Here is a 25065-nt window from a genome sequence, read left to right as displayed (position 1 = left end):
AAAAATTTCAATAAATTTAACGAACACTTGCATAAATATTACATATTCTGAAATTCTTTTAGTTAATTTGCTTTACATATGAAAACGCCAATAAAAGTCATTTTATCATTAGGTAGCAACCAAGGAAATCGTCAAGAAAACATTGAAAAATGTATCGAATTGATCAACCAAGAAATTGGATTGGTTTTATGCATTTCAAAAATATATGAAACACCTTCGTGGGGTTTTGATAGTGATTATTTTTTTAATTGTGCTTTGGTTTTGAACACCTCTTTTTCTCCAGATAAAATGGTGCAAAAAATAATGGGAATAGAGAAAAAGCTAGGCAGAACTCCAAAAAATGCATCGCAATATGAAGCTAGAATAATCGATATTGATATTATTGCTATCGAAAATGAAGTTATAAAAACTGAATTTCTAAATGTTCCTCATATTGAAATGCAAAACAGACTTTTTGTGCTACAACCTATGTTGGACTTAAATTTAGATTGGAAGCATCCAGTTTTGCAAAAAACGGTTAAAGAATTATTGACTATTTGTCCTGATAAAAGTGATTGTAAAGTAATTTCTGAAATAGAATTTATTCCAATAAAACATCCTATCTCCAATTTAAATTATATTGCTATTGAAGGAAATATTGGCGCAGGAAAAACAACTCTGGCTTCAAAAATTGCTTCCGATTTCAATGCCAAAATTATTCTGGAACGATTTGCAGACAATCCCTTTTTGCCTAAATTTTATAAAGATCAAAACAGGTATGCTTTTCCGCTCGAGATGTCCTTTTTGGCGGATAGATACCAGCAATTGTCGGACGATTTGTCTCAGTTTGATTTGTTTAAAGATTTTGTAGTAGCTGATTATCATATTTTTAAATCTTTAATTTTTGCCAAAGTTACTTTGCAAGAAGACGAATTCAGGTTGTACAAAACATTGTTTGATATTATTTATAAAGAAATGCCAAAGCCAGATTTGTATGTTTATCTATATCAAAACACAGATAGATTGCTTGAAAACATTAAAAAAAGAGGCAGAAACTACGAACAAGATATTAAAGCATCTTATTTGGATAAAATAAACAAAGGTTATTTGGATTTTATTAAATCGCAAACCAACCTAAACAGTTTAATTATAGATGTTTCTGAATTTGATTTTGTAAAAAAACAAGAAGATTATTTGAAAGTTTTGCAAGCAATTAAGGAGAAAATTGATGATTCGATAGTTCGATAGTTCGATTTTTAGACGAATCAAAGTTAATTTTACAACCATCAAATAATCGCACCATCAAAATATAAAATCATGGAACAATCAAACAAGTAAACATCAAAAATCGTATCATCGAAAAATCGAATTATCTAACTATCGAATTTACAAAACAAATCCCAAACCACAATTCCAGCACTTACCGAAATATTTAGCGAATGTTTGGTTCCCAGTTGTGGAATTTCGATACTTCCATCGCATTTTTTTATAGCTTCTTGATTGACACCAAAAACTTCATTTCCAAAAATCAACGCGTATTTTTTATCTTTTTCAACTTTAAAGTCATTTAAAAAAGTGGCATTTTCTACTTGCTCAATAGCAAAAACCAAAATATTATTTTGTTTTAAAGTATCAATTACATCCAATACATTTTCAGAATATTCCCAATTTACAGTTTCCGTTGCGCCTAAAGCAGTTTTGTGAATTTCTTTGTTTGGTGGTTTTGCAGTTATGCCGCACAAATATATTTTTTCTATTAAAAAAGAATCAGCAGTTCTAAAAACTGAACCAATATTATGCAAACTTCGAATGTCATCCAAAACAATAATGATAGGCGTTTTTTTTGCTACTTTGAAATCATCAATAGATTTTCTTTCTAGTTCGCTGTTTTCTAATTTTCGCATTTAAATAATTTTCAAAAAAAAAGCTTCCAAAAAATTCGGAAGCTTTTATATAAATATAAATTTTATTAGCTTTTTACTGCTGTTGCTGGTGTAACTGTAGCACCTACAGGATTCACGGTACCTTTTATGTTCAAAACTTTTGAAGGCATTCCTTCAGCATTTGAAGTTATAGTAACAGTTTTTGAAATAGCACCTACTCTTGATGTATCATATTTTACACCAATAACTGCTTTTTGACCTGGCATAATAGGCTCTTTCGGATAAGAAGGAACTGTACATCCACATGATCCAGTAGCATTTGTTATAATAAGAGGTTTGTTTCCGTTGTTTACAAATACAAATTCTCTTTTTCCATCAGCATTTTGATTGATAGTTCCATAATCAACAGTTTCAGAAACAAACTTCATTCCAGCACCTTCTACTTCAGCCTTGTATGCTTTTTTAGTAGTTTTGGCTTTTTTAGTAGTTTTTTTTGCTTTAACCTCTGTGTTTGCTTTTCCTAAATCTTGTGCGAAAGAAACTGTAGTTCCCAACATCATAAAAGCAACAATTACTAATATTTTTTTCATTTTTATTTAAATTAATTTTAATATTAAACAAATGTAAATAAAAAATTGAAATTCAAATAAATAATCTCATAAATATTAATTCTTTTTTAACATAATTTCTGAATTTAAAATAATTAAATTCGCTTACTAAAATTTAAAAAATATACTTTGTCAACGAAAGAAAAAGAAATTAAGGAAACCCCTTTAATGAAACAATATAACGAGATAAAAAGGAAATATCCCGATGCTTGTTTGCTATTTCGTGTGGGCGATTTTTACGAAACTTTTGGTGAAGATGCCGTCCGTGCTTCCAAAATTTTGGGTATAACTTTGACAAAGCGTGGCGCTGGATCTCCAACAGAAACGGCTTTGGCTGGTTTTCCACATCATTCCATAAACACTTATTTGCCAAAATTGGTCAAAGCTGGACTTCGAGTAGCTATTTGCGATCAACTTGAAGATCCAAAAATGACCAAAACTATTGTAAAACGTGGTGTTACAGAGTTGGTTACACCAGGCGTTTCTATGAACGATGAGGTTTTGAATTCTAAAACAAACAACTTTTTGGCTTCAATTTATTTTGGAAAAAAAATTATGGGTGTTTCATTTCTGGATATTTCAACTGGCGAATTCTTAACTTCTGAAGGAAATGAAGAATATATTGATAAGTTATTACAGAATTTTAATCCAAGCGAAATATTAGTTGCCAAACAAAATAAAGCTGATTTCAAAGAAAAATTTGGTAATAATTTTCATGCTTTTTATCTGGAAGACTGGGTTTACAAAGAAGATTATGCTACCGAAACTTTAATTAATCATTTTCAAACCAATTCCTTAAAAGGTTTTGGAATTGAAGAATTGTCTAATGGAATTATTGCTTCGGGTGCTATTTTGTTTTATTTATCAGAAACGCAACACAATAAAAACAAACATATTACATCCATACATCGCATTGCTGAAGATGCTTACGTTTGGATGGATCGATTCACTATTAGAAATTTAGAATTGTACCACAGTTACAATCCAAATGCAGTGACATTATTGGATGTAATCGATAAAACGCTTTCGCCAATGGGCGGAAGATTGCTTAAACGTTGGTTGGCATTGCCATTGAAAGACGCCCATAAAATAAAATCGCGCCATGAAGTGGTGGCTTATTTTAAAGAAAATCTGGAAATACTTCAAAAAGTTCAATATCAAATTAAGCAAATTTCCGATTTGGAACGATTAATTTCTAAAGTAGCAGCAGGCAGAATTAGTCCTAGGGAAATTATACATTTAAAAGAATCGCTAGATGCTATCATTCCAATAAAAGAAATGGCACTCAAAAGTTCGCAAGAAGCCGTAAAAGTTATTGGCGATAGTTTGCATGCTTGCGATTTGTTGCGCCAAAAAATAAAAACTACTTTAAATCAAGAAGCTCCAGTAGCCATTAGCAAAGGAAATGCCATTGCTTTAGGAATTAGTGCAGAATTGGACGAATTACGCGGTATTTCATCACTCGGAAAAGAATATTTGGAAGGCATTGAAAAAAGAGAATCTGAACAAACCGGTATTTCATCTTTAAAAATATCTTTCAATAACGTTTTTGGTTATTATATTGAAGTTCGAAATACACACAAAGACAAAGTCCCACCAGAATGGATTCGCAAACAAACACTTGTAAATGCTGAGCGATACATTACAGAAGAACTTAAAGAATATGAAACCAAAATTTTGGGTGCCGAAGAAAAAATTCAACAAATAGAAAATCAATTATTTGAACAATTGGTTGGTTGGATTGCTACTTACATCAAGCCAGTACAATTAAATGCCAACTTAATTGCTCAATTGGATTGTTTGATTTCGTTTGCCCAATTGGCTATCGATAACAAATACAATTGTCCAGAAATAAACGATTCATTTTCATTAGATATAAAAAATGGTCGACATCCTGTTATTGAAAAACAACTCCCAATTGGCATTCCTTATATTGCTAATAATGTTTATTTAGACAGAGAAACCCAGCAATTAATTATGATTACAGGACCAAACATGTCTGGTAAGTCAGCTATTTTACGTCAAACAGCATTAATAGTTTTATTGGCGCAAATGGGAAGTTTTGTCCCAGCCGAAAGTGTACAAATGGGCATAGTTGACAAAATATTTACTAGAGTAGGAGCAAGCGACAATATTTCTATGGGCGAATCGACTTTTATGGTCGAAATGAATGAAACAGCCTCTATTTTGAATAATATTTCGGAAAGAAGTTTGGTTTTATTAGATGAAATTGGAAGAGGAACAAGCACGTATGATGGTGTTTCGATAGCTTGGGCCATTGCAGAATTTTTGCATGAAAATCCAGCACAACCCAAAACCTTATTTGCTACACATTATCATGAGTTGAATGAAATGTCGGATTCTTTAAGTCGAATTCAGAATTATAATGTTTCTGTCAAAGAACTGAAAGACACGGTTTTGTTTATTAGAAAATTAGTTAAAGGCGGAAGTGCACATAGTTTTGGAATTCACGTGGCGAAAATGGCTGGAATGCCACAAATTGTATTGCAAAAAGCAGAAAAAATATTAAAAAAATTAGAAAAAAATCATTCTGCCGATCCATTAAACGGATTAAAATCTAATAAAGATGATATGCAAATGAGTTTTTTCAATTTGGATGATCCACTTTTGGAAGAAATCAAAGATGAAATATTAAGTTTAGATATTAATACTTTGACACCAGTTGAAGCTTTAATGAAATTGAATGAAATAAAAAGAATGTTGTTGAAAAAAGGGTAACCCTAAATTCAGGATTTTCAAGTCATTACAAAAAAGTATAACTTTTTCTTCAAAAACTCTTGCATTATTGAATTAATGTATTAAATTTGCCCTCGCAATACGGTAAACGGATTGTTGTTCTTTTAAATAAAAAAATGCGAAAATAGCTCAGCTGGTAGAGCGCGACCTTGCCAAGGTCGAGGTCGCGGGTTCGAGCCCCGTTTTTCGCTCAAAAGCATATTTTAATTGAAATTTGAATTAGTTATATTTCAAAAATCAAACAAAATGCAAGTATAGTGTTATTTTTAATTAATTTTATAAAAATTAAATATAACACACAAAAGCAAAATGCTCGGATGGTGAAATTGGTAGACACGCTGGACTTAAAATCCAGTGAACAGCAATGTTCGTGCGGGTTCAAGTCCCGCTCTGAGTACTGTAAAATCTCGTAACAATCTTATAATTAAGATTTTACGAGATTTTTTTATGGATTTTGTCCGACTGTTGTCCGACGAAATTAAATTTTGAGATTTTCTATTTCAAATCATAATACTTAATAGTCAATTTTTTATTTCCTTCCAAAACGAAACTATCTTTATTGTGTTGTAATTCCATTGCAACTAATATTTCATTATCACCCTGCTCAAAAAGTTCATCAATTTTAGAATCAAAATATTTGAGCATTTCATCATATGTAGTTTCAATGGTTTTGGTTGAATTAACAAACTCTCTAATGCAATAGTTTTCACAATCAATATATAAGTGATAAAAATCTTCATATGTTGCAAGAGTATCTCTAGCACAACCTATAAAGCAAACACATTCTGCTTCTATTAATCTTTTTCCTAGTTCTAAAGCGGTACTACAACTTGGAGAGTAAAACAATGAGTTTTTAAAATGTAAAACATCATTACTGTCAGCATAAACATCATTTTCGGTAAGTAGTTGGTGTTCATTTCCGTGAGAAAGCCCAATAAAAATATATGGTACATTGAGAGGGATAATAGCTTTAATATTAGTTTGGCTACATTCTAAACCTCTAATTGCTATAGTTGAAGTATTAGTATTAATACTAAGATTGTTATTAAAGTCTTTAAAACTATCATCGAAATAATCTCCTAATTCGGCATCGTTATCATCATAAGCTATTATAATTCTAATCATCTATTCTTAATTTTTGTCGACTAAATAATTCTATTGCTAGTTTTAATAAATTTTTTTCAAATTCAATTCCTACTTCTGTTTGTTGTCTAATACTTTCTAAGATATCATTCATTGAGTACGACCGACCGTCTTTCGTTTTCAATATAATTTGTTCTCTTTTCTCTACAGGATGTCTCATAATCCAATCCTCTATTACCGAATCAACTTTCGTTCCTATGGTTAAAAGAGCCTCGTCTATTAAATTAATTATGGCTTTGTAATCATTTGTATAACTTTCAAGTTTGAAAAGATCCTTATTGATAAGCATTTTTAAAGTATCCCCATCAATTTCAGAAATTTTACTTACAGTGACAAGTATTATATATACAAGAGAAGTTTTTTCTCTAATTTTTTCAAAAACTTTTATACCATCTATTTCTTTTCCATCATAAAAGTTCTTATCCAAAAGTACAATCATTTTATTTCCAAGATTATTTAATACGAAATCTAATCCATCTTGTGAATGTTTAAATAAAATAACATTTTCATTACCATACTTAATGGACATTTCGACCATAATTGGAGAAGTTTCATCTATATTATCATGTATAACAACAATTTTTGTTGGCGAAATTTCTCTCATATTTTATCTATTAAAAGGGATTGTTATTTTAAAAGTTACTCCAATAGGTTTAAATTCACTCTCTACTACTTCAATTGTTCCATTTAAGGCTTTAATTTGTTTTTCAACAATATATAGTCCTACTCCTGCACCACCTTGTTCTGCCGTTCTAGTATTGTATAAACCAAAAATCCAATCTTTGTCATTTTGGTCAACACCAATTCCATTATCTGAAAAGTAAATTACAAAACTATCAGTATTTAAAAAACCTGTACATTTAATCTTTTTATCAGTCGTATTTTTTAGTGCTTTTATAGAATTTGAAACTAAATTTTGAAAAACATCCTGAAAAGCTTTTTTATTTGTATCTATTACAAAATCATCTTTAACATCTATCTCTAGTTTTATATTTTCATTTTTAAATATTGTTTCATACTGATTTTCAAGTAAATCTTTGATTAATTCGGACACATTAAAATCTTCATATGAGTTGTCAACACTTGCGAAACTTAACATAAAATCTGTAACTGAAATTAATGTATTCATTTCGTTATATATAGAAACTGCATATAATTTATAATATTTGTCGTAATCAGGATTAGGGTAGTTAGTCTTAATAAACTCAGCGAAATGTTTTACTTTAGCAATAGATGTTCTTACTGCATGAGCAATCATTGAAGCGTACTCTTGCATAGAAACCATACTATAAAGTATTTTTTCTTTTCTTTCAACTTCTTTTTGAAATTTTTTCTGTTCAGCAATTCCTTTATTTATTATAGTATGTAATTCCTTTGCTTGTAGCTTTAATTGATCAATATTTTCTTTAGCTTTTGGAGAAGTTTTTACTATTTCAATTTCAATTTTTTCAAGCTCTTTTTCAAAAGATTTTACGTCACTACCAGCTTCAATTAATTGATTTTCAACAAAACTTCTTTTTGAAGTTCTTTCATGAATTTTTAATTTTTCAAATGCTGCTAATTGTTCTAATATAAATTCTTTTAAAGAACTATATTCATTATTGGATATAAAATCCTGACGATTAGTGGCATCAATAATTTTAGGATTTTCAAATTTTGTAATATCTACAATGCCAATAACTTCACGTGTTCCAATCGTGTCAAATGTTCCACGCCATCTTCGTTTATCAATGCCTAAAATATCTCTTTGCTTTTCGGTTTTATCTTCATACTCAGCAAAAGGAGTAGTTACAATTCCATCCCTATAAATTTTTATTCCATCAATTCTTGTGTCATCATTTTTATATGCGGAATTATATTTCCTTTTAGCACTTTCATTAAAATAGAATAATTTTATTTTTACGCCACCAAAGATTTTTATATCAGTTTCTTTCTTTTCTACTACTCCATTTAGAATACTGAAAAATAATGTTTCTTGAATGTTTTTTGTGGTATCAAAACCAATTTCGGCGTAATGCGAGTAATACTTTATAGGTTCTGCTTTTACAGATTCATTTTGATATTTCTTGAATTTATCAGTATTTATAAAAATATTAAAAGGAGGCTTTATTGGATAAAATGGAGAAACTAATTTTGATAATTCTTTATATAGCCTTTCAATATCATTTTCAGTCCAAATTTCTGATATTTTTGTAATAGTTATTATGGTTCCTTGATCATTTTTATTTCCTGTCTCGTAAGAATATTTATTTTCAACCTCTGTAAATAATGATAATTGACCAGAATCTTTTGTTTTGTTAGAAATTTCTTCATATTCATCCCAATTAATATTAACATTGAGCCAATTAGATTCGCCTAATTGTTTTGTTTTTATCTGAACTCTTTCTCCTAATTTGTCAACTGCAAATCTTCCAATTCCTTTTTCGCCTACAAATTTTCTATTAAATGGTTGGTCAGAAAATAGCTTCACTCTTTTGCTATTAGTACCTACTACCATCCATTTGTCTCTTATGTCTATAAAAGACATTCCAATTCCATTATCAATAATTGATATTTTACTTTCATTCGAAACCTCAGAGACTTTTTCAAAATCTACAATAACTTTAGTAGAATTTGCGTCATAACAATTTTTTACTAATTCATATACAGCCGTAATTCTGTCAGTAATTAAATCTCTGCCTAATAGACGAAAAGTATTTACATCAAAGCGCCATTTTAATGATTGGTTATCTTCCAATTTTTCTTTAATTTGATTCAAGACTTTCAATATGAATTTTAATGCTTTTTGCTATTGCTTGACCAAGACCAACTGGAACGGCATTGCCTATTTGTCTAGCAATTTTTGGAGTTGACATTGGAACTGTTGGGTCGATAAAGTCATAATCTTGAGGGAAACTTTGTAACATAGCAGCTTCTCTCAAACTTATAGCTCTATCCTGTTCAGGATGTCCAAATCTTCCATTACCTAGACCTGTGCAGTAAGTTGTCATTGTAGGTGCAACATCATTCCATTTCATTCTCCCATAAACACTTCTAAAAGTTTTGCCTGATTCTTTTTTATGACACTCTAGCCATAAGCTTTCATCCCAGTCTCTCCAAAAACCTCCTTCAGTTGTAGCTTGTATTCTCCTCTTGTTTAAATCTGTAAGTTTTCTTGCTCTATGAAGTGGGTCGGAAGGATGTGAAACGCCATCTTGAACAGGCGGTAAATGTCCTATGGCATCTTTAACGGTAGTAAATTCATTATTCTTTACCGTTTTTTCAATTAATTCTATATTCCCATGTAAGGATGCTAGTAATACTAATCTTTTTCTTCTTTGTGGAACTCCATAATCTTGAGAGTTGACAATATAATGGGAAACATGATAGCCTTGTTTTTTTAACCTGTATACAAAATCATTAAAAACTTTTCCATTGTCAAATTTCAATAATTGTGGAACATTCTCCATTGATATAATCTCAGGTTTTACATCTTCAATCAAATTAGAAAAAGAATATAATAATTTCCATTTCTCATCATCACTTTTTGTTTGCGATATGTTAGAGTTTCTATGGTTGTAAATTGAAAAAGGCTGGCAAGGAGCGCATCCAACCAATATTCTTCTTTTATTTTTGGTGTATTTTGAAGCTAAATCTCCACCAGAAATATTCGTAATGTCTTCATGATAAAAAACAGCAGCATTGTTTTTTTCGAAAGCATATTTACATGATTTATCAAAATCTATTCCTGCATCAATAATGAAATTTTCTTTAACGAATCCGTGAGTTAAACCGCCAACCCCACAAAATAAGTCAATTACTGAAAAATCTTTAATGTTAGGTTGTTTGTTTTTCTTTGACATAAAAAAGTATTATAAATTCGCAATTTACAAAAGAAAAATCACAAAGTCAATATTATGGTTAACTATTAAAAGTTTACATTCTTATACTTATCAGCATATTGAAAAGCTTCAACTATTTTTTAAAGTAAAATAATTTAGTAGTTTGGATATGCGTTTTTAAAAGAAATGATTACCGTTAATCTTACGTTACATTAACGCAAAACAGCATTATTTTCAACTAAAATTGCTATATACAGACTTACAGGATAGTTCCTAAATCGAATTAAGTTTTAAAAATTTCTCTAAACTGATACAATACTCTTTCAATTAATCTTAAATCTTCCGTAATAATTTCGGCAGAACCTTTCATTTCTTGTTGAAATGGTATTTGTTTTTTATAGGAGGAAAGAAGTCCGTTTGGTAAAATAATATCTATTAATAAATTGCCTTCTTTGTCTGGCACAAGTGAAATGTTCTTTACTTCTCCATTGAGCAAACCAAATTCTCTGTCTGGAAAATTGGCTAGCCGAATATTTACTTTTTGACCAATTTTGATTTTTCCAGAGTTTAAGGCGGGTGCTTTTAGTTTTCCCACAAAACCGTTTTGGTTAGTTGGGACAATGGTAAAAACATTATCGCCTGAATTTATGGTTTGATTTTCTGTCCAAATTTGAAGAAAAGTAACTTCGCCAGCAATAGACGATTTTAAAACATAATTTAATTCCCAATCTTTAATGGCTTTTTTTAGTTGATAAAAAGATTGTGTGACACTTCTTTCAAGGTTTACAAATTCTTTGGTACTATTGATTTGTGTGTTTTTGGTTGATTTTGTATTGTCTATCAACGATGATTTTAATTGAGAAATAGAGGATAATAAATTTTTATAGTTTTTTTCGGCTTGTAAATAAATTAGGTTTTTATTTTCAAAATCCTGTGTAGAAACTACTCCTTTTGTGTGCAAACTTTCATATCTATTCAACTCGTTCTTTTGAAGAAGCAGTTCATTTTCAGTAATGCCTTTTTGTTGTTGTAAAAGATTTAATCGTTCATTTATTTGTTTGTATTCTGAAATTTGAGCATTGTTTTCTACTTGAAATGGTTTCAAATCGCTATTAAATCGGTTAGCAATATAATCTTTTTGAAAAAGTGCAAAACTACTTTCTATATCTCCCAATTGTAGGTTGTTTAAAGTAGCAAAAGGAAAATTTCTATTTAAATTATTGAAATTGGCTTTTTCGATAATGGTTTTCAGTTTAAATATATCTCGATAGTTTGCCGAATTTTCAATAATAGCCAGTGGTGTATTTTGAGCCACAATTGATTTATTCTTTATGAGAATTGCTTCTATTTTTCCAGAAGTTTTAGCCACTAATTTTTCAGGTGGAATATTGGTTGTAATCACAATTTCTGTGGAAACTACATCTGGATATTTTATAAACCAAGACATAAAAAACAAAATTAAAATAATTCCAAAAATTAAAACCGTGCCCCAACGAATCATCCAATTTGGAACTTTGGTGAGTATGTCCTGAACTTCTTCGCTTCGAAGTTGAAAGTCGGTATTTTCTGGCATTTGTTTTTATTTAAATTTGAAATCAAAATTGTTAATCTAAAATACTTCGTAAGTTCCCTTTAAAGCTCGGGTCCAAAATCTTAATCTTCAATCTAAAATCCTAAGTTCCTAATTGCAATTGATTTCTAACCAATTCATAATAATTACCTTTCTGTTTTACCAATTCTTCATGATTGCCAATTTCTATGATTTTCCCTTTATCTAAAACTACAATTTGGTCTGCATTCATCACAGTACTCAATCGATGTGCAATAACAACTACGGTTTTATTTTTAAAGAATATATCCAATTTTTGCATAATTTCTTTTTCATTGTTGGCATCGAGTGCAGAAGTTGCTTCGTCAAAAAACAACATTTCAGGATTTTTATATACCGCTCTGGCAATTAACAAACGTTGTTTTTGTCCACTACTCATCCCTACACCTTCCGAACCAATTTTTGTATTGTAACCTAAAGGTAAACAAGAAATATAATCTTTAATATTGGCTACATCGGCGGCATAAACCAACCTTTCTTTGTTTACTATATCTACACCAATAGCAATATTATTTGCAATAGTATCATTAAAAATAAATCCTTCTTGCATGACTGCTCCAATATGGGCACGCCAAGTTTTTTGTGCAATATAGGAAAGTTGTGTGTTTCCAATATTAATTTGCCCGATATTTGGTTCATAAAACTTCAATAATAATTTCATTAGAGTAGTTTTTCCGCTTCCGCTTACACCCACTATGGCGGTAATTTTATGGGCAGGAATTGTCAAATTCAAGTTTTCTAAAACTGGAATATCTGATCCCAAATAACGATAGGATAAGTCTTTAATTTCTATGTCTGCATCAGCCGGAAAATCATGCGTTTGGGTTACTTCTTGTTGGATTTCATCTTCTTTATCATGAATTTCAGACAGTCGAGCCAATGAGATTTTAGCATCCTGCCATTCTCTTATAAAACCAATTAGTTGTGCAATTGGTCCATTTAAACTACCAACTATGGCACTTATGGCTAGCATCATCCCCAAAGTAATCGAGCCATCAATGACTAATTTTGCAGATAGAAATATGATAAAAATATTTTTTAACTCATTGATGATTGAGGAACCTGTAGTTTGTGTCTGCTCCAAAATCAAACCTTTTATAGAAACCCGAAACAATCTTGCTTGCAAATATTCCCAACCCCAACGTTTTTGTTTCTCAGCATTGTGAAGTTTTATTTCCTGCATGCCGTTGATAAGTTCAATCACTTTGCTTTGTTCCTGAGACACTTCCGAAAACTTTTTGTAATCAAGTGCTTCTCTCCGTTTTAAAAACAAAGTAATCCAAACGAAATACAAAATACTTCCTGCAAAAAACACCAGAAATATTTGTATGTTGTAGTAAGCCAAAACGCCACCCATGATAAACATATTTACAACTGAGAACAAAACATTAAGCGAGGAAGTGGTCAAAATTCTTTCTACTCTGTGGTGGTCATTGATGCGTTGCATGATATCTCCCGTCATTCGGACATCAAAAAATGAAATTGGCAAATTCATTAATTTGATAAAAAAATCTGAAATTAACGAAATACTTATTCGGGTAGAAAGATGCAACAATATCCAACTGCGAATAAGCTCTAAACCTATTTTCCCTGCAAACAAAAATAATTGTGCAAATAAAATTAGATATATAAAATGTATGTTTTGATTCTGAATTCCTATATCAACAATGCTTTGAGTCAAAAATGGGAATATCAATTGCAACAAACTACTGGCTAATAGCCCAATAGCCAATTGAACCAAAAACGATTTGTACCGCCAAACATATTGCGAGAGCAATCCAAAACCCAAGCCTTTTTTTTCTTCTTTGTCAAATTCAGATTGAAAAAACACTGGTGTTGGCTCGAGCAATAAAGCAATGCCTTCTTCAGTCTCTTGGCTTGCATTGTTGCCAATCCAGAATTTCAAAAAGTCTTGTTGATTGTATTTGATAAGTCCAAAGGCTGGATCGGAAATTAAGTATTTGTTTTCTGTTTTTTTGGAATTCGTAATTCGTAATTTGGAATTCGTAATTTTATATAGCACCACATAGTGATCCTTATTCCAATGCAAAAGACAAGGCAATGGTACTTCTTGCAAAGCGTTTATGTTTAACTTTACGCCAAGACTTCGAAAACCAATTTTTTCAGCGGCATCACTCAAAAACAGTAAATTGCTTCCCTCTCGTGTGGTTTCACTAAACTCCCTTAATCTTTGAATGTTTAAAGTTTTGCCATGGTATCTGGCAATTATTTTGAGACAAGTTGGACCACAATCTTTTGAATCTGCTTGTATGTAATTGGGAAAGGTTTTCAAATTTTGATTTTAATTTTCCAAAAATAAACAAAATAACTACACTTGTTTAAATTCTAAAGTTTTATAATATCTATGCAATTGGTCGTAAATAAGCGTTTCATACATACGTTGCTTAGATGTGAACTGTCTGTTAAGCATCATATGAATATGACTGGTTAAAAAATCTAATAGTGGTATTTGAATATTATTTTGAATAAGTGAAATGACTTTTGTAGATTTTAAAGTTTTTTCTTTTACTAATTTATATAATTTGTTAAAATTTTTGTTTGATTTTAATGTTAGTATAATATTCATTTCTTGATATAGTTCTCTGTAGTTTTTATCGAATTCTTTTTTTAATGTTTTATCTGCATCAAATTCTTTTTTAAAAGACAGTTGCAAATTATTTAAAATATCCAATTTTTCCGTGTTGGTTAATGAGAATGAATTGAAAAAAGAATCAATAGTCAAAAAACTAAAAAACAGTGGTGTGTTTAAATTGGTAAAACTCGATTTTAAAGTCAAATATTTTATAATCATTTCACTATCCAGCCAAAACAAAGTTTCAGATTCTTCTATTGTATTTTCTCCATATCTTTCTAATTCCCTTTGGTAAGTGTCTGGCTGAATTTTCCAAATAATATCCTGTTCCAACAATTCATTAAAAACTGGATATAATTGATTGATTACAATAGCAGAATTTTGGTGTGATTTGCTGAAAAATCTAATTCTAATATGGTCATGAGGATCGTTATAGCGTATAAAAAACCATTTGTCAATTATTTTTTCTGATTTTAGCTTTTCTATAACTGGATATAGCTTTTCTAGTAAAACAATATCAGCAGTTTTTACACCAGTATATATTTTATAATACAACCATTCGCTTCCTATGCAAAAATTTCTTTTCATGCTACCTGTTCTTTGTAAAATGAAAGTATAAATTGGTTGGTGTAGTTGTCACCAAATTCATTTTTCACTACTGATTCTTGAGTAAATAAAAACTCCTCTAATATAACTTTATCCAAATTTTTTACTGAATTTATAAACATATTAACGCTTATTTCTTTTTCTAAATCGAGCAAAAGTGTATTGTCACCATTTGTCCAATTTATATATTGAGGAATTTCGCGTAGGCTTCTCCATAGTTGAAAATTATTAAGTAGTTTCGTTTTTTCTGTATTAAAAAAAGATTCAATCTCACTTTTATTTACAATCCATTTGGCTTTTGAAAGTATGACTTCTTTGTAAACAACTCTTGGGAAAAAGTTATAATGAGATTGCAAAATGCCCCAACTGAAATCGTAAATTGGTTTTAGGTTTTGCATTTGCATATCGCACAAAAAATGATAAATAGGCAAACTATTGCTTGAAAAATTATGTGCGTTTGACAAACAAGGTATTACTTCTTTGTTGTGCCTTTTAGAACGCAATATAATTTTTCCACCTTTCACAGAAACCATTAGATCAGATATATTAATCACAAATTCTTCAGCTACACCAGAATTAGAAAGATAGGCAATTTCATAATCGCGCAACACGGGCCTTCGCAATACATTTCCTGTTCTGGATTCAGGAATATGCACAATTTCTGCTAGCATTTTATCGTTATAAAATAATTTTTCTTTCTCTGTAATTTTATTGGTTAAATGATGAATAGCTGCGTTTCCATTACAAAAACGACCTGACAATTTTGCTGCACTTATACTTCCCGATGAAACTATGGACACAGTTTCTTCCTTGTTGTAGTTTTCAAAAATTTCCACCATTACAGAAAATGTAGCGGGAGTGTCATGCCAAGAGGAATCAAATTCAGGAAAATCTTTTTCAATAAGTGAAATTATCTTTCTATTTTGCGCTACAGCATCTTGAAGTTTTTTTTCAATTATATAGTCGAAGTTTGTCCATGATTCTTCTGTTTTAGGAGTGCTTTTATTTCTAAAAGAAAACACATCTAAAATATCATGAACATCGTTCATGTCGGTATTTTGAATATATCCAATACTAATTTCAGTATCCAAAACTGTTGATAATGGCATTTCGCGGGTTTCATATCTTTCTGTAAATTTTTTTATAAATTCAAACAGGTTATAAAACGGCTTTTTTTTCTGCATTCCGTTCAAAAAAAATAATGCCTGTTGCACTTTTCTGACGGTATTTTGGTTTAAAGTATTTGCTGATGTAGCTAAATTTAAATCGACCTGAAATAAATATTTTTCTTCAAATGGTATTTTCGTTTCTTCAATTAAGCTTTTTAAATTGCTGTAAGTTTCTTGCTTCGGAACTATGGTAATGTCTAAATTTTCGATTTCTTTTTTAATTTTTAGTAATCTTAATTTATCATCCTGCAAATCTGGAATATTTTCAATTATATTTAAAACCTTTGCCCATTCATCATTTCCAGTAACGCCTGCCTCCAAATTACTTACAAGAAACTGAAATTCAATAAGCTGATAAATAAAGACTAATGCTTCTTTTTTTTCAGCCTCATTATCAGCCAAAACTGCTGTCATTTTATTTATTGTAGTTCCGTTTTTAGCTTCATTTAATAAAAGTTCTAAAAGTTCCGATTTTCTAATGGCAGAAACACTATGTTCTCTTTTTGTATTGATATATTTATATTCTACATACCTGTAAAAATCGCCAATACTGTACAGGGAAGTATTTGGATAAAAAATAAGGTAGTTCATTACATCTTTGCGTTTGGCAAAATCCTGAAGGAATGCCACCCAAAAGTGCATGTCAAATTGAGTATGTCGTGAAAATGTATGGTAACGGTTTAATTTAATATCCGTGTTTTCAGCAAATTCTCCAACTGCACAACCTGCAAAAGTGCCAAAAGGAGTACAACGGGAAGATATTCTGGATATGTATTTTAAAAGTGTCGATTCAAGACCCAATTTTTTATCGTTAGATAAGCTATTAGGGTTTTGTTTCCATTTGTCAACCAGTCCAACCAATTCTGGCGAAGCCAACTTAATGGCTTCTCTAAAATATGGGTTTTCAAATTGTAATAATAATGCTTCAACAGAATAATTTTCTAATAAATTCAGATAATTCGAAATTTGAAATGCTGGAGTTCTGAGAATGTATTGGGGCAAGTGATGAATTTGAAACATTACCTTTTCTTTCTACTCACTTCCTCAGCCATTTTCATTGCTTTGTATACATTAAGCACTTTGCCAGATTTGGAAAGTTCGGAGAATTTTACTTTTTTGTCTTTTGTACCTGGGACTATGACTTCAATGTCATATGCAGTGCCTGAGTCTAATATAATTTGTTTGACTTGGCTTGAGGTAAGTTTTGGGTAATATAACCAAATTAAAGCAGCTGTGCCTGAAACCATTGGCGCAGCAAGCGATGTGCCAGAGTCGAAGTCATATTTATTGTTTGGTATGGCGGTGTAAATTTGTTCACCTGGCGCAAATAAATCTACATTTTTTTTACCATAGTTGGAAAATGAGGAAACAAATGTACTATCTAAATTTTTAGTTGTTGACCCTACATTGATAAAATTATTACAAACTTCATTATTGCCATTATAATCATAATCACTAGGATAATATGGACGTTCGTCTACATTTAAACCATCATTTCCTGATGAATGCACAATTAGCACATTATGTAGTTCAGCATATTTATATGCTTCAAAAACCCAGTCTTTGTGTAATGAAAATTCTTTACCAATGGACATATTAATAACTTTAGCGCCATTATCTACAGCATAACGAATTGCCATAGTAATATCTTTATCATGTTCATCGCCTGATGGCGATATGTTTAAAGGCATTATTTTTATATTACTTGAAAAGCCTTTAACTCCAATATTATTTTCACGATTAGCTGCTATTATACTAGAAACTTTGGTGTTGTGGTCTTGAATAGTTCTATGATTTATTATATTTGAGCTAATCTTATTATTGCCATAACCTTTTTCTAATATTTTTGGATTATCACCTATAAAAAGTCTTTCATCAAAATTAATATTAAGATTTTTATATAAAATTGAATCTAATTCTACATTATTATTTTGTAAATCTTTTAAAGATATGTGATTAACTTCTAGGCTCACCATTCTGTAATCAATCAACGCTCCTAAATCCTTATCACCATCATCGCGTCTTTGTCTATAAGATTTATCATTGATTTTATAGATTTTGTACATACTATCTAGTTGCTTATATGTATAATCTTCTTTAGGAAAAAAATATTTTAATGTGTCTTTTATTATTGGATAAAGTAAAATAGCATGTTGAGATGACTTTGACCAATTCTTGTAAAATTTTAGTTTTTTTTCGAACGTTAAACATGCTCTTTTATATTCTTTATAATTTTCAATATCATTAGATAGTATTTGATTTTCTGTTTTATCCTTAAAAACAGACTCCCATTCCCTAATAACTCTTACATATTCAAAGTTAGACCAAACCACGTAACCCCCACTTTTTGTACCTGTGAAGCTCCAACCATTTACGTCATCAATATATCCATTACCATCATCATCCACACGGTTTTCAGGAATCTCTTTTTTATTTACCCAAATTTGCCCATTTAAATCTTCATGTTTTGAGTCTATTTGAGTATCAATGACTGCTACTACTACTTCTGTTACCTTTACTTTTCTTAAAAAATTAATATAAAATTTATTTAATGAAATACCTGGTATATGATTTTCTTGGTAATCTTCATGATGCCAAAATTTAAATTTTTCTTCCGATGCTTTTTTATGCAAAGTGGCACTATCTTCATTTTTAGTTTGTTTTATAGACTTACAACTAATAGGAAAGATTAATGTCAACATAATAATTATATAAATATATTTCACATTTTAATTATTGTAGGTTTTGACCTTTATTAGTTTTAACATATTACAGATTTATATAAGTGAAAAGAATACCAAAAACTTTTATTTATTAAGGTATTTTTAAAATTATAGAAATGGTTGTTTAAATCAATTATTAGCAGGATCACAGTTTCTAGAGGAACCACCGTTAAGTTGTGTAGTGGTTAGAGGATCTGTATTTTGACCACCTTTAATTGTTGTCAAGTTTTTAAATTTAAATACTGTTAGTTTTTCAAAAGCATACTTATTTAATGTAACTTTTTTTGTTGAATTTTTTTGTGTTTTCATTTTTTTGAATATTTTTTACAAATATATAATGAGAATTTAATTTAATCTATAAATATTTTAATTAGATATCGGAATTCGTGAATTTCGTGTTTTCAATTTATTCAATTATTTGATCTTTAGTTTTTTGTAAAATCTAGCGTTTCTAATTCTTTTATAAAATAAGTAGGCTTAATACCAGTTTTTTTGTAAAAAGAAGTAGAAAATGATTCAGCATTATTAAATCCAAATTCAACTGCAAGTGCTTGAATGGTGTATTTTCTTAGTTTATTGTTATTTTGTAAATCTGAAATTGCATAATCTATTCTTAAATCATTCACATATTGAACAAATGTTTTTTGTTTGTATTTGTTTACTACTGTTGATAAATATTTATTATTACTATCAAACTCCTTAGATAATGTTTCAATTTTCAAATTGGGTAGCAAATATTGTTTTTCATCTTCAAAGTTTTTAAGTTTTTTAAGCAAGTCTTTAATTATAACTTCTGAAATGTCATTTGTATTAGTATTATGAACTATAATTTCATCTTCAATGTTTAATGTTTGATTAGTATTCTTTACAATTTGTTCAAATCGAAGCTTATAAGTTTTATTCAAACGTTTTTGATATAGTGCAAAAATTATTAGTAGAGAAGAAATAATAAATAAAATTATAATGAGCCAAGTATATTTGGATTTGTCGGTTTTTAATGATGATATAAGTGTTTCTTTTTCAGAAATTAAATGAGGAATATCATACTGTTTAACCAATAATTTATACATCCCTTTATAATTTTTATTAAACTCTTGATCAATATCCATAAAAACAGAAAGGTACTTTAATTGTTTTTCTTTATCACCTATTTTTTTATAGTAAGAAATTAAGAAGGTATAACCACTCACAAATTCTGGATATATTATTCGATATTTTTGATAAATCGAATCGACTTTAATAAAATTTTGAACTGCTAAATCGTCATTTTTAAGACCTTGATAAGCTTTTCCAAGATAATAGTATCCAGCCATAATATTCGGTTGGTCGTTTAATCTTATAATTTTAGGCAACACTTTATTTACACTATCTATTGCTATTTTGTAATTCTTTTTAACAACTTGATTTGCTCCTTCGTTTAAAATAAAATAATATGACATTTCAATACTTTTAGTGCTCATTGCTTCATGGAAGCCTATTCTGTTGTAATAGGTTGCAGAATCAGTATTAAATAAAGCCTTATATGAGTCTGCTAGTGCAAATAATAAATTTTGATATGTATGCGAGTATTTTTTATCTTTTATCTTTTTATTTTTAAAATATTTAAAACAATCCTTGTACATAGCCATAGCTTCATCAACTTCTCCTAAGTCTTCAGATTTTGTTATGGCTATAAACAATTTTATTTTGTTCAGCTGATCTTTATCATTATTTTTAGTTGCGTACTTTTCTGCCATTAAATAATTATCCATGGCTTCTGTAAATTTAAATTGTGTTTTAAGAATTGTAGCTTTCTCACAATAAGCAGAAACTGGAAAATTTGGATTGTCAGTATCTATGGAGTATTTAATAACGCTATCCAAATACATTATAGCTTTCTCTTTCTTGTGCATCAAAGAAAACAAATAATATCCTCTGGCAATATTACCGCGCACTTTTTCATTTTTAGCTTTATTTAAAAAAGCATCAGCATATTTAATTTGTTTGGATGAATCATTTAAATTATCAAAATATAAATTCCATAAGTCATCATAAGATAATTCATTTGAATAATTTTTTTGAACTTGACCCAATAAAGCAATTGGTAGAAGAAATAAAATTATTTTTATAAAGCCAATCCTTTCTTTCATTATCAATTATTTTTGGCAAAAATAGTATAAAACAACAAAAATCAATACTAAATAATATTTTTGTTAAGTTATAAAAAACATTTGTTTAACAGACACTTATAAAGTTTCAGAATACGGAATTCGCGAATTCCATATCGAAATTCCCGAATTCCGACACACACCATTTGCACAACCCAAAACCACCCTATACATTTGCCTCATTAAAACATCTCAAAACGAGTTTTACAAAAACAAAAACCTGAGGTGTTATTAAAAAATTATTTTTTATTCTGGAACTTGTAGTTCGAAATACAAATTAAAGAATATTGAAATAAACCGCTTGCAAGCAAATAAATAAATGTTAATTTTAAAAACTAAAAAAATGAATTTAGAAAATTTGAATTTAGTTGAGCTTAATGCTAACGAAGTACAAACTACAGAAGGTGGAATTTGGGGCGAAGTAGCAGCAGGACTACTCTTGTATGGAATAATTAGTTCAATAGAAAATCCAGGTAGTTTTATGCAAGGTTTAATGGGAAATTAATTTATAAAAAATAGAAAAAATGGAAAATGAATTTTTATTAGAAAGTTTAAGTAACTCAGAATTAATCGAAGTAAATGGAGGTCAATCTGAAAATGGAGCATATTTATTTGGTTATGCTGTTAGATGGGCAATTGGAGGCCCACTTGTTACAATGTATGATATAGGTCATATGTTTAACTAAAAATATTTCATGAGACCACAATGTAAAGTGGTCTCATGATTTTTATTGAATTTTATTAAAAAAAATTGATGTCAGGATTTAAAATTTATATAGAAGAAAGACTTAGTAATAATTCAAAAACTTTATTTGTAATATTCTTTTTAATTATTTTATACATAATTAATCGTCATTACATTAGACCGTACATTTTTGATAATAATAATAATGAAATTGTTATTTTCATGTTTGGAATATTTCCTAATTTTTTAGGAACTATTATCTTTTGCCTATTTACAAGACATATTTTAAAATTTAAAATTTCACATATTGCAAAATATATAATTATTTATTCCATATTTCATGAGAGTATAAATTACTTTTTAGACAATATTAAATTTGATTATTTTGATATTCTATCAACAATTACAGCAGTTTTAATTTTTTGTTGTAATCGAAAAATTTAAGAAAAATGAAATATAAAATGTATTTAGGTTGTTTTTTTATGGTATTGGTTTTGTCATTTATAAATATCTATTTGCTTATTCCATCTTTAATGAAAATATTTCCTATTGCAGATGTTTCAACCAAAGTATTGATAGGATGGGATAACGCAATTGAAAGATTTATGTTGATGGTTATTTTAGGTCCATTCGTAGAAACGTTAGTTTTTATTTTTGCTCCGATAAAAATACTTGAAGATAAGATGAATGTATATAGTATTGGATTAATTTCCTGTGTTGTATTTTCATTAACACATTTCTATTCTTTACAATATGTTTTTCTATCGTTTTTTACAGGCGTATATCTTTTTGCTTCTTTTTTACTATTTAAGAAAAAATATAGCATTAATATAGCTTTTTTTTCGGTTTCAATGATTCACCTTTTAAACAATTTGTACCATTTTATTTTAAAATAAATTTAAACCATGAACATAAAAAAAATAATTCTCATTACAATTGCAATCATTGCCAGCATCAGCATAATTATTTTGCATAAAGTATATAAAGACAATGAACTATTGGAGTTTTTAGACAAGATGGTGAAATTTGTTTCTTTTTTTGGGTTTTATAAGTTTATTAATAAACACTTGCAAAGAAATTCAAAATCTAGCACAGAGGCAGACATTAATCCAGTTGAATGCAAAATAAATGACAAGTAGGTAAATCCTACACAGAAATAATCCTTAAAATTTATAGAAAATAACTTCTTCGCTTTCAGCGAACAGATTTTCTAATGCCTTTTTTTAAATTAATAAATCATGATAAAAATCTTTTTATTACTAGCGACCCTTTTATTGGTTTGGTTTTTTTCATAACAAACATAAATACACAAATACAAATAATTATAAACTTTAAAATCTTAAAATATGAGTACTCAAAATCAAATTAGTATCGAAATTCCAACAACGGTAATTGACGCCGTAATGCAAAAAATGCAGGAATGCAAAACCCAACTGGCACCTTACTTGCAAGGGCTTACCGCAGAAGATCGCGGATCATTATTTAAGATGGGTGACAAAACGGTAGCTACGGTGCAAAAAACAAAATCGTATATGAACACTAACCCAGAGTTTATACCTGTCTACATGAATCAAGTTGAGTTTTTAAAAGATGAAACATTGGTTAGCCAACTCAATCCGATTGCGAATTTGGCAAGCCAATTATCGTCAGATATTAATGATACAGTCATGCTGGCAGGAAGTGAAGCTTTGCAGGCTTCGATGTTGTATTATGGTCAAATAAAAGAGGCACACCACAAAGGTATTGTTACGGCAAAACCTATTTATGAGGATTTAAGCCAGCGCTTTGCCAAAAGAACTAGAAAACCTAAAAATAATAAAGAAGAGTAAGGAGTACTTAGTAAGTAGTAATTAGGTATTAATTATAGTCTTTTAGATACTAATTATAATTTTAGAAATATTAATTATAGCCTTTTAAATATTAATTATAATCTTTCAGATATTCATTATAATCTTTCAGACATTCATTGTAATGTAAAAGAGTCTAGATATAATGTATGATGATATAATTAAAGTATTACCTAATTACTACCTACTTTTTTCACTGTATATTTAAATCAAAATTAAAATGACCTTCAGACAAGACCCCATAAATAACATCGAAAACCTGATTTCAAAGAACAAAACCAAAAGTATATCTATATATCTGGTATTGGTTTTGGCAGTTATCGCCATACTATTTTTATTGCCGGTTATAAAACTGGATATCAGTAGTCAGAGCCGTGGTATTATTCGTAGTACAACAGACAATGTGCCAGTGGCAGCTATTGTTAGTGGTCGGATAACTTGGATAGCCTTAAAAAATAATGCTGCTGTACAAAAAGGCGATACCATTATTAAAATTGCTAAAGAAGGTTTAATAACTGAGAAGAAAACCCAAGATACCTTATCTAATTCTGCTTCCTTATTTCTTCAAGATGTTTCAAATTTATTAAATGGTAAAACTATAAATATAAAAACATCGACCATAAGAGAGGATTTTTATAAATTTCAATCGCAAAAAAACGAATTGCAAAGCAAGGTTTCGCAAGCAAGAATCAATTTTGAACGCAACAAACTATTATTCGACAAAGGCGTAATTGCCAAAGTTGAATTTGAAAAATACACTTACGAGCTACGTTTTACAAATCAGGCATTACAAAGTTTTGTAAACCAACAAAAGGCAAACTGGGAAAATCAAAAAAGAGATTTGCAGGACCGTATTAAAAACCTAAATGGCACGGTTGCCAAAATAAAAGTAGAAGAAAACAATTATGTGTTACTGGCTCCCATTTCGGGAACCATAGAAAGTTTTTCAGGTTTGCAAGTGGGATCTTTTGTAAATGCCTCGCAGCCTATCGCCAATATTTCTGCCATGGATCATTTAATTGTAGAAACTTCCGTTTCCACAAATGATATTGGACTTATTCACAAAAACCAAAGTGTAAAATTTCAGATAGATGCTTTCAACTATAACCAATGGGGCTTACTGGAAGGCAAAGTTATTGAAATTGACAATAATATTACTTTACAAGAAAACAAGGCTTTTTTTAAAGTGCGTTGTAGTTTAAACTCTAAAATAATGCAACTAAAATCGGGCTATAAAACACAAGTTTCAAAAGGAATGACCCTGACAACCCGCTACATTATTACGCGCAGAAGTTTGTTTGAATTGCTATTTGACAAGATGGACGACTGGCTGAATCCTAAGTTAATTACGAATTAAAAATTACGAATTATGAGAATGTAAGAACTTGTAAATTTTTCAAAACTAATTTTATAACAAACTAATATTTCTCAATTTAAATGTACAGCGTTTGAGAAAAAATTAATTAAATAGCTATAATATCTTCTCTCTCATCTG

At 29.4% G+C, this 25065-nt stretch carries 21 protein-coding genes and 2 tRNA genes; 10 read left to right on the top strand and 13 right to left on the bottom strand.

Going from position 1 to position 25065, the window contains the following annotated elements:
• The first annotated feature begins 78 nt into the window (after window positions 1–78).
• Window positions 79–1227 (top strand): 2-amino-4-hydroxy-6-hydroxymethyldihydropteridine diphosphokinase, encoded by a 1149-nt coding sequence (folK, locus tag RMN92_RS05495; RefSeq protein WP_309608461.1) that lies wholly within the window; start codon window positions 79–81, stop codon window positions 1225–1227.
• Window positions 1228–1352: 125 nt separating this feature from the next.
• Here folK and RMN92_RS05490 read toward each other — a convergent pair whose 3' ends face one another.
• On the bottom strand, window positions 1353–1883 hold the full coding sequence (locus tag RMN92_RS05490; protein ID WP_309608460.1) for an RNA methyltransferase: 531 nt from the start codon (window positions 1881–1883) through the stop codon (window positions 1353–1355).
• Between the two features lie 65 nt (window positions 1884–1948).
• Complete coding sequence (locus RMN92_RS05485; protein WP_309608459.1) at window positions 1949–2452, bottom strand: DUF1573 domain-containing protein; 504 nt, start codon at window positions 2450–2452, stop codon at window positions 1949–1951.
• A gap of 147 nt (window positions 2453–2599) precedes the next feature.
• Between RMN92_RS05485 and mutS the strand changes: the two genes are divergently transcribed.
• The 3 genes from mutS to RMN92_RS05470 all read left to right on the top strand — a co-directional run bounded on the left by mutS (window position 2600) and on the right by RMN92_RS05470 (window position 5624).
• Window positions 2600–5209, top strand: coding sequence for a DNA mismatch repair protein MutS (gene mutS, locus RMN92_RS05480; RefSeq protein WP_309608458.1), 2610 nt, complete (start codon window positions 2600–2602; stop codon window positions 5207–5209).
• Window positions 5210–5345: 136 nt separating this feature from the next.
• Window positions 5346–5418: transfer RNA gene (locus RMN92_RS05475), tRNA-Gly, on the top strand.
• A gap of 120 nt (window positions 5419–5538) precedes the next feature.
• Window positions 5539–5624: transfer RNA gene (locus tag RMN92_RS05470), tRNA-Leu, on the top strand.
• A gap of 98 nt (window positions 5625–5722) precedes the next feature.
• Here the strand turns inward: RMN92_RS05470 and RMN92_RS05465 are convergent.
• From RMN92_RS05465 to RMN92_RS05415, 11 genes are all read right to left on the bottom strand, one after another.
• The gene (locus RMN92_RS05465) at window positions 5723–6352 is read right to left on the bottom strand and encodes a hypothetical protein (protein ID WP_309608457.1); all 630 of its coding nucleotides are present in this window, start codon (window positions 6350–6352) and stop codon (window positions 5723–5725) included.
• Window positions 6345–6974: a hypothetical protein gene (locus RMN92_RS05460; RefSeq protein ID WP_309608456.1), complete on the bottom strand. Its 630-nt coding sequence runs from the start codon at window positions 6972–6974 to the stop codon at window positions 6345–6347. Before RMN92_RS05460 ends, RMN92_RS05465 begins: the two co-directional genes overlap by 8 nt.
• A 3-nt stretch (window positions 6975–6977) precedes the next feature.
• Window positions 6978–9128: a sensor histidine kinase gene (locus tag RMN92_RS05455; protein WP_309608455.1), complete on the bottom strand. Its 2151-nt coding sequence runs from the start codon at window positions 9126–9128 to the stop codon at window positions 6978–6980.
• Complete coding sequence (locus tag RMN92_RS05450) at window positions 9115–10212, bottom strand: DNA cytosine methyltransferase (RefSeq protein ID WP_309608454.1); 1098 nt, start codon at window positions 10210–10212, stop codon at window positions 9115–9117. The genes RMN92_RS05455 and RMN92_RS05450 overlap by 14 nt, the downstream gene beginning before the upstream one ends.
• Before the next feature lie 262 nt (window positions 10213–10474).
• A complete protein-coding gene (locus RMN92_RS05445) occupies window positions 10475–11764 on the bottom strand; it encodes an HlyD family efflux transporter periplasmic adaptor subunit (protein ID WP_309608453.1) in 1290 nt (429 codons plus the stop codon).
• A 100-nt stretch (window positions 11765–11864) separates the two neighbouring features.
• Entirely contained in the window at window positions 11865–14093 is a 2229-nt protein-coding gene (locus RMN92_RS05440) for a peptidase domain-containing ABC transporter (RefSeq protein WP_309608452.1), read from the bottom strand.
• 36 nt (window positions 14094–14129) lie between these two features.
• On the bottom strand, window positions 14130–14981 hold the full coding sequence (locus RMN92_RS05435) for a thiopeptide-type bacteriocin biosynthesis protein (protein WP_309608451.1): 852 nt from the start codon (window positions 14979–14981) through the stop codon (window positions 14130–14132).
• Window positions 14978–17188 carry a lantibiotic dehydratase family protein gene (locus RMN92_RS05430; RefSeq protein WP_309608450.1) on the bottom strand — a complete coding sequence of 737 codons (2211 nt, stop codon included), beginning with the start codon at window positions 17186–17188 and terminating at the stop codon, window positions 14978–14980. The genes RMN92_RS05435 and RMN92_RS05430 overlap by 4 nt, the downstream gene beginning before the upstream one ends.
• On the bottom strand, window positions 17188–18870 hold the full coding sequence (locus RMN92_RS05425; protein ID WP_309608449.1) for a S8 family peptidase: 1683 nt from the start codon (window positions 18868–18870) through the stop codon (window positions 17188–17190). The genes RMN92_RS05430 and RMN92_RS05425 overlap by 1 nt, the downstream gene beginning before the upstream one ends.
• 150 nt (window positions 18871–19020) lie before the next feature.
• On the bottom strand, window positions 19021–19200 hold the full coding sequence (locus tag RMN92_RS05420) for a hypothetical protein (protein ID WP_309608448.1): 180 nt from the start codon (window positions 19198–19200) through the stop codon (window positions 19021–19023).
• A gap of 116 nt (window positions 19201–19316) precedes the next feature.
• Window positions 19317–21020: a helix-turn-helix domain-containing protein gene (locus RMN92_RS05415; RefSeq protein ID WP_309608447.1), complete on the bottom strand. Its 1704-nt coding sequence runs from the start codon at window positions 21018–21020 to the stop codon at window positions 19317–19319.
• A gap of 361 nt (window positions 21021–21381) precedes the next feature.
• On the opposite strand from RMN92_RS05415, the gene RMN92_RS05410 reads away from it, so the two are divergent.
• From RMN92_RS05410 to RMN92_RS05385, 6 genes are all read left to right on the top strand, one after another.
• On the top strand, window positions 21382–21543 hold the full coding sequence (locus tag RMN92_RS05410; RefSeq protein ID WP_309608446.1) for a bacteriocin: 162 nt from the start codon (window positions 21382–21384) through the stop codon (window positions 21541–21543).
• Window positions 21544–21562: 19 nt separating this feature from the next.
• Window positions 21563–21724: a hypothetical protein gene (locus RMN92_RS05405; RefSeq protein WP_309608445.1), complete on the top strand. Its 162-nt coding sequence runs from the start codon at window positions 21563–21565 to the stop codon at window positions 21722–21724.
• A gap of 448 nt (window positions 21725–22172) precedes the next feature.
• Window positions 22173–22619: a type II CAAX prenyl endopeptidase Rce1 family protein gene (locus RMN92_RS05400; protein ID WP_309608444.1), complete on the top strand. Its 447-nt coding sequence runs from the start codon at window positions 22173–22175 to the stop codon at window positions 22617–22619.
• 9 nt (window positions 22620–22628) lie between these two features.
• Entirely contained in the window at window positions 22629–22862 is a 234-nt protein-coding gene (locus RMN92_RS05395; protein ID WP_309608443.1) for a hypothetical protein, read from the top strand.
• A gap of 207 nt (window positions 22863–23069) precedes the next feature.
• Window positions 23070–23552 (top strand): hypothetical protein, encoded by a 483-nt coding sequence (locus RMN92_RS05390; protein WP_309608442.1) that lies wholly within the window; start codon window positions 23070–23072, stop codon window positions 23550–23552.
• 238 nt (window positions 23553–23790) lie between these two features.
• On the top strand, window positions 23791–24927 hold the full coding sequence (locus tag RMN92_RS05385; RefSeq protein ID WP_309608441.1) for an HlyD family efflux transporter periplasmic adaptor subunit: 1137 nt from the start codon (window positions 23791–23793) through the stop codon (window positions 24925–24927).
• The last annotated feature ends 138 nt before the right edge of the window (window positions 24928–25065 follow it).

The organism is Flavobacterium sp., assembly GCF_031363805.1.
In the GTDB taxonomy this organism is placed as follows: Bacteria; Bacteroidota; Bacteroidia; order Flavobacteriales; family Flavobacteriaceae; genus Flavobacterium.
The sequence above is the reverse complement of the archived record's forward strand: the minus strand, read 5'-3'. Positions and strand labels throughout refer to the sequence as shown.

What these genes read in the sequence shown, in the direction of transcription:
- RMN92_RS05425 (WP_309608449.1), bottom strand. Translation starts at nt 18,870, where the DNA reads ATGTTGACATTAATCTTTCCTATTAGTTGTAAGTCTATAAAACAAACT.
- RMN92_RS05395 (WP_309608443.1), top strand. Translation starts at nt 22,629, where the DNA reads ATGAACATAAAAAAAATAATTCTCATTACAATTGCAATCATTGCCAGC.
- RMN92_RS05420 (WP_309608448.1), bottom strand. Translation starts at nt 19,200, where the DNA reads ATGAAAACACAAAAAAATTCAACAAAAAAAGTTACATTAAATAAGTAT.
- RMN92_RS05460 (WP_309608456.1), bottom strand. Translation starts at nt 6,974, where the DNA reads ATGAGAGAAATTTCGCCAACAAAAATTGTTGTTATACATGATAATATA.
- RMN92_RS05400 (WP_309608444.1), top strand. Translation starts at nt 22,173, where the DNA reads ATGAAATATAAAATGTATTTAGGTTGTTTTTTTATGGTATTGGTTTTG.
- RMN92_RS05435 (WP_309608451.1), bottom strand. Translation starts at nt 14,981, where the DNA reads ATGAAAAGAAATTTTTGCATAGGAAGCGAATGGTTGTATTATAAAATA.
- RMN92_RS05490 (WP_309608460.1), bottom strand. Translation starts at nt 1,883, where the DNA reads ATGCGAAAATTAGAAAACAGCGAACTAGAAAGAAAATCTATTGATGAT.
- folK (WP_309608461.1), top strand. Translation starts at nt 79, where the DNA reads ATGAAAACGCCAATAAAAGTCATTTTATCATTAGGTAGCAACCAAGGA.
- RMN92_RS05405 (WP_309608445.1), top strand. Translation starts at nt 21,563, where the DNA reads ATGGAAAATGAATTTTTATTAGAAAGTTTAAGTAACTCAGAATTAATC.
- RMN92_RS05410 (WP_309608446.1), top strand. Translation starts at nt 21,382, where the DNA reads ATGAATTTAGAAAATTTGAATTTAGTTGAGCTTAATGCTAACGAAGTA.
- RMN92_RS05390 (WP_309608442.1), top strand. Translation starts at nt 23,070, where the DNA reads ATGAGTACTCAAAATCAAATTAGTATCGAAATTCCAACAACGGTAATT.
- RMN92_RS05465 (WP_309608457.1), bottom strand. Translation starts at nt 6,352, where the DNA reads ATGATTAGAATTATAATAGCTTATGATGATAACGATGCCGAATTAGGA.
- RMN92_RS05450 (WP_309608454.1), bottom strand. Translation starts at nt 10,212, where the DNA reads ATGTCAAAGAAAAACAAACAACCTAACATTAAAGATTTTTCAGTAATT.
- RMN92_RS05385 (WP_309608441.1), top strand. Translation starts at nt 23,791, where the DNA reads ATGACCTTCAGACAAGACCCCATAAATAACATCGAAAACCTGATTTCA.
- RMN92_RS05415 (WP_309608447.1), bottom strand. Translation starts at nt 21,020, where the DNA reads ATGAAAGAAAGGATTGGCTTTATAAAAATAATTTTATTTCTTCTACCA.
- RMN92_RS05485 (WP_309608459.1), bottom strand. Translation starts at nt 2,452, where the DNA reads ATGAAAAAAATATTAGTAATTGTTGCTTTTATGATGTTGGGAACTACA.
- RMN92_RS05430 (WP_309608450.1), bottom strand. Translation starts at nt 17,188, where the DNA reads ATGTTTCAAATTCATCACTTGCCCCAATACATTCTCAGAACTCCAGCA.
- RMN92_RS05445 (WP_309608453.1), bottom strand. Translation starts at nt 11,764, where the DNA reads ATGCCAGAAAATACCGACTTTCAACTTCGAAGCGAAGAAGTTCAGGAC.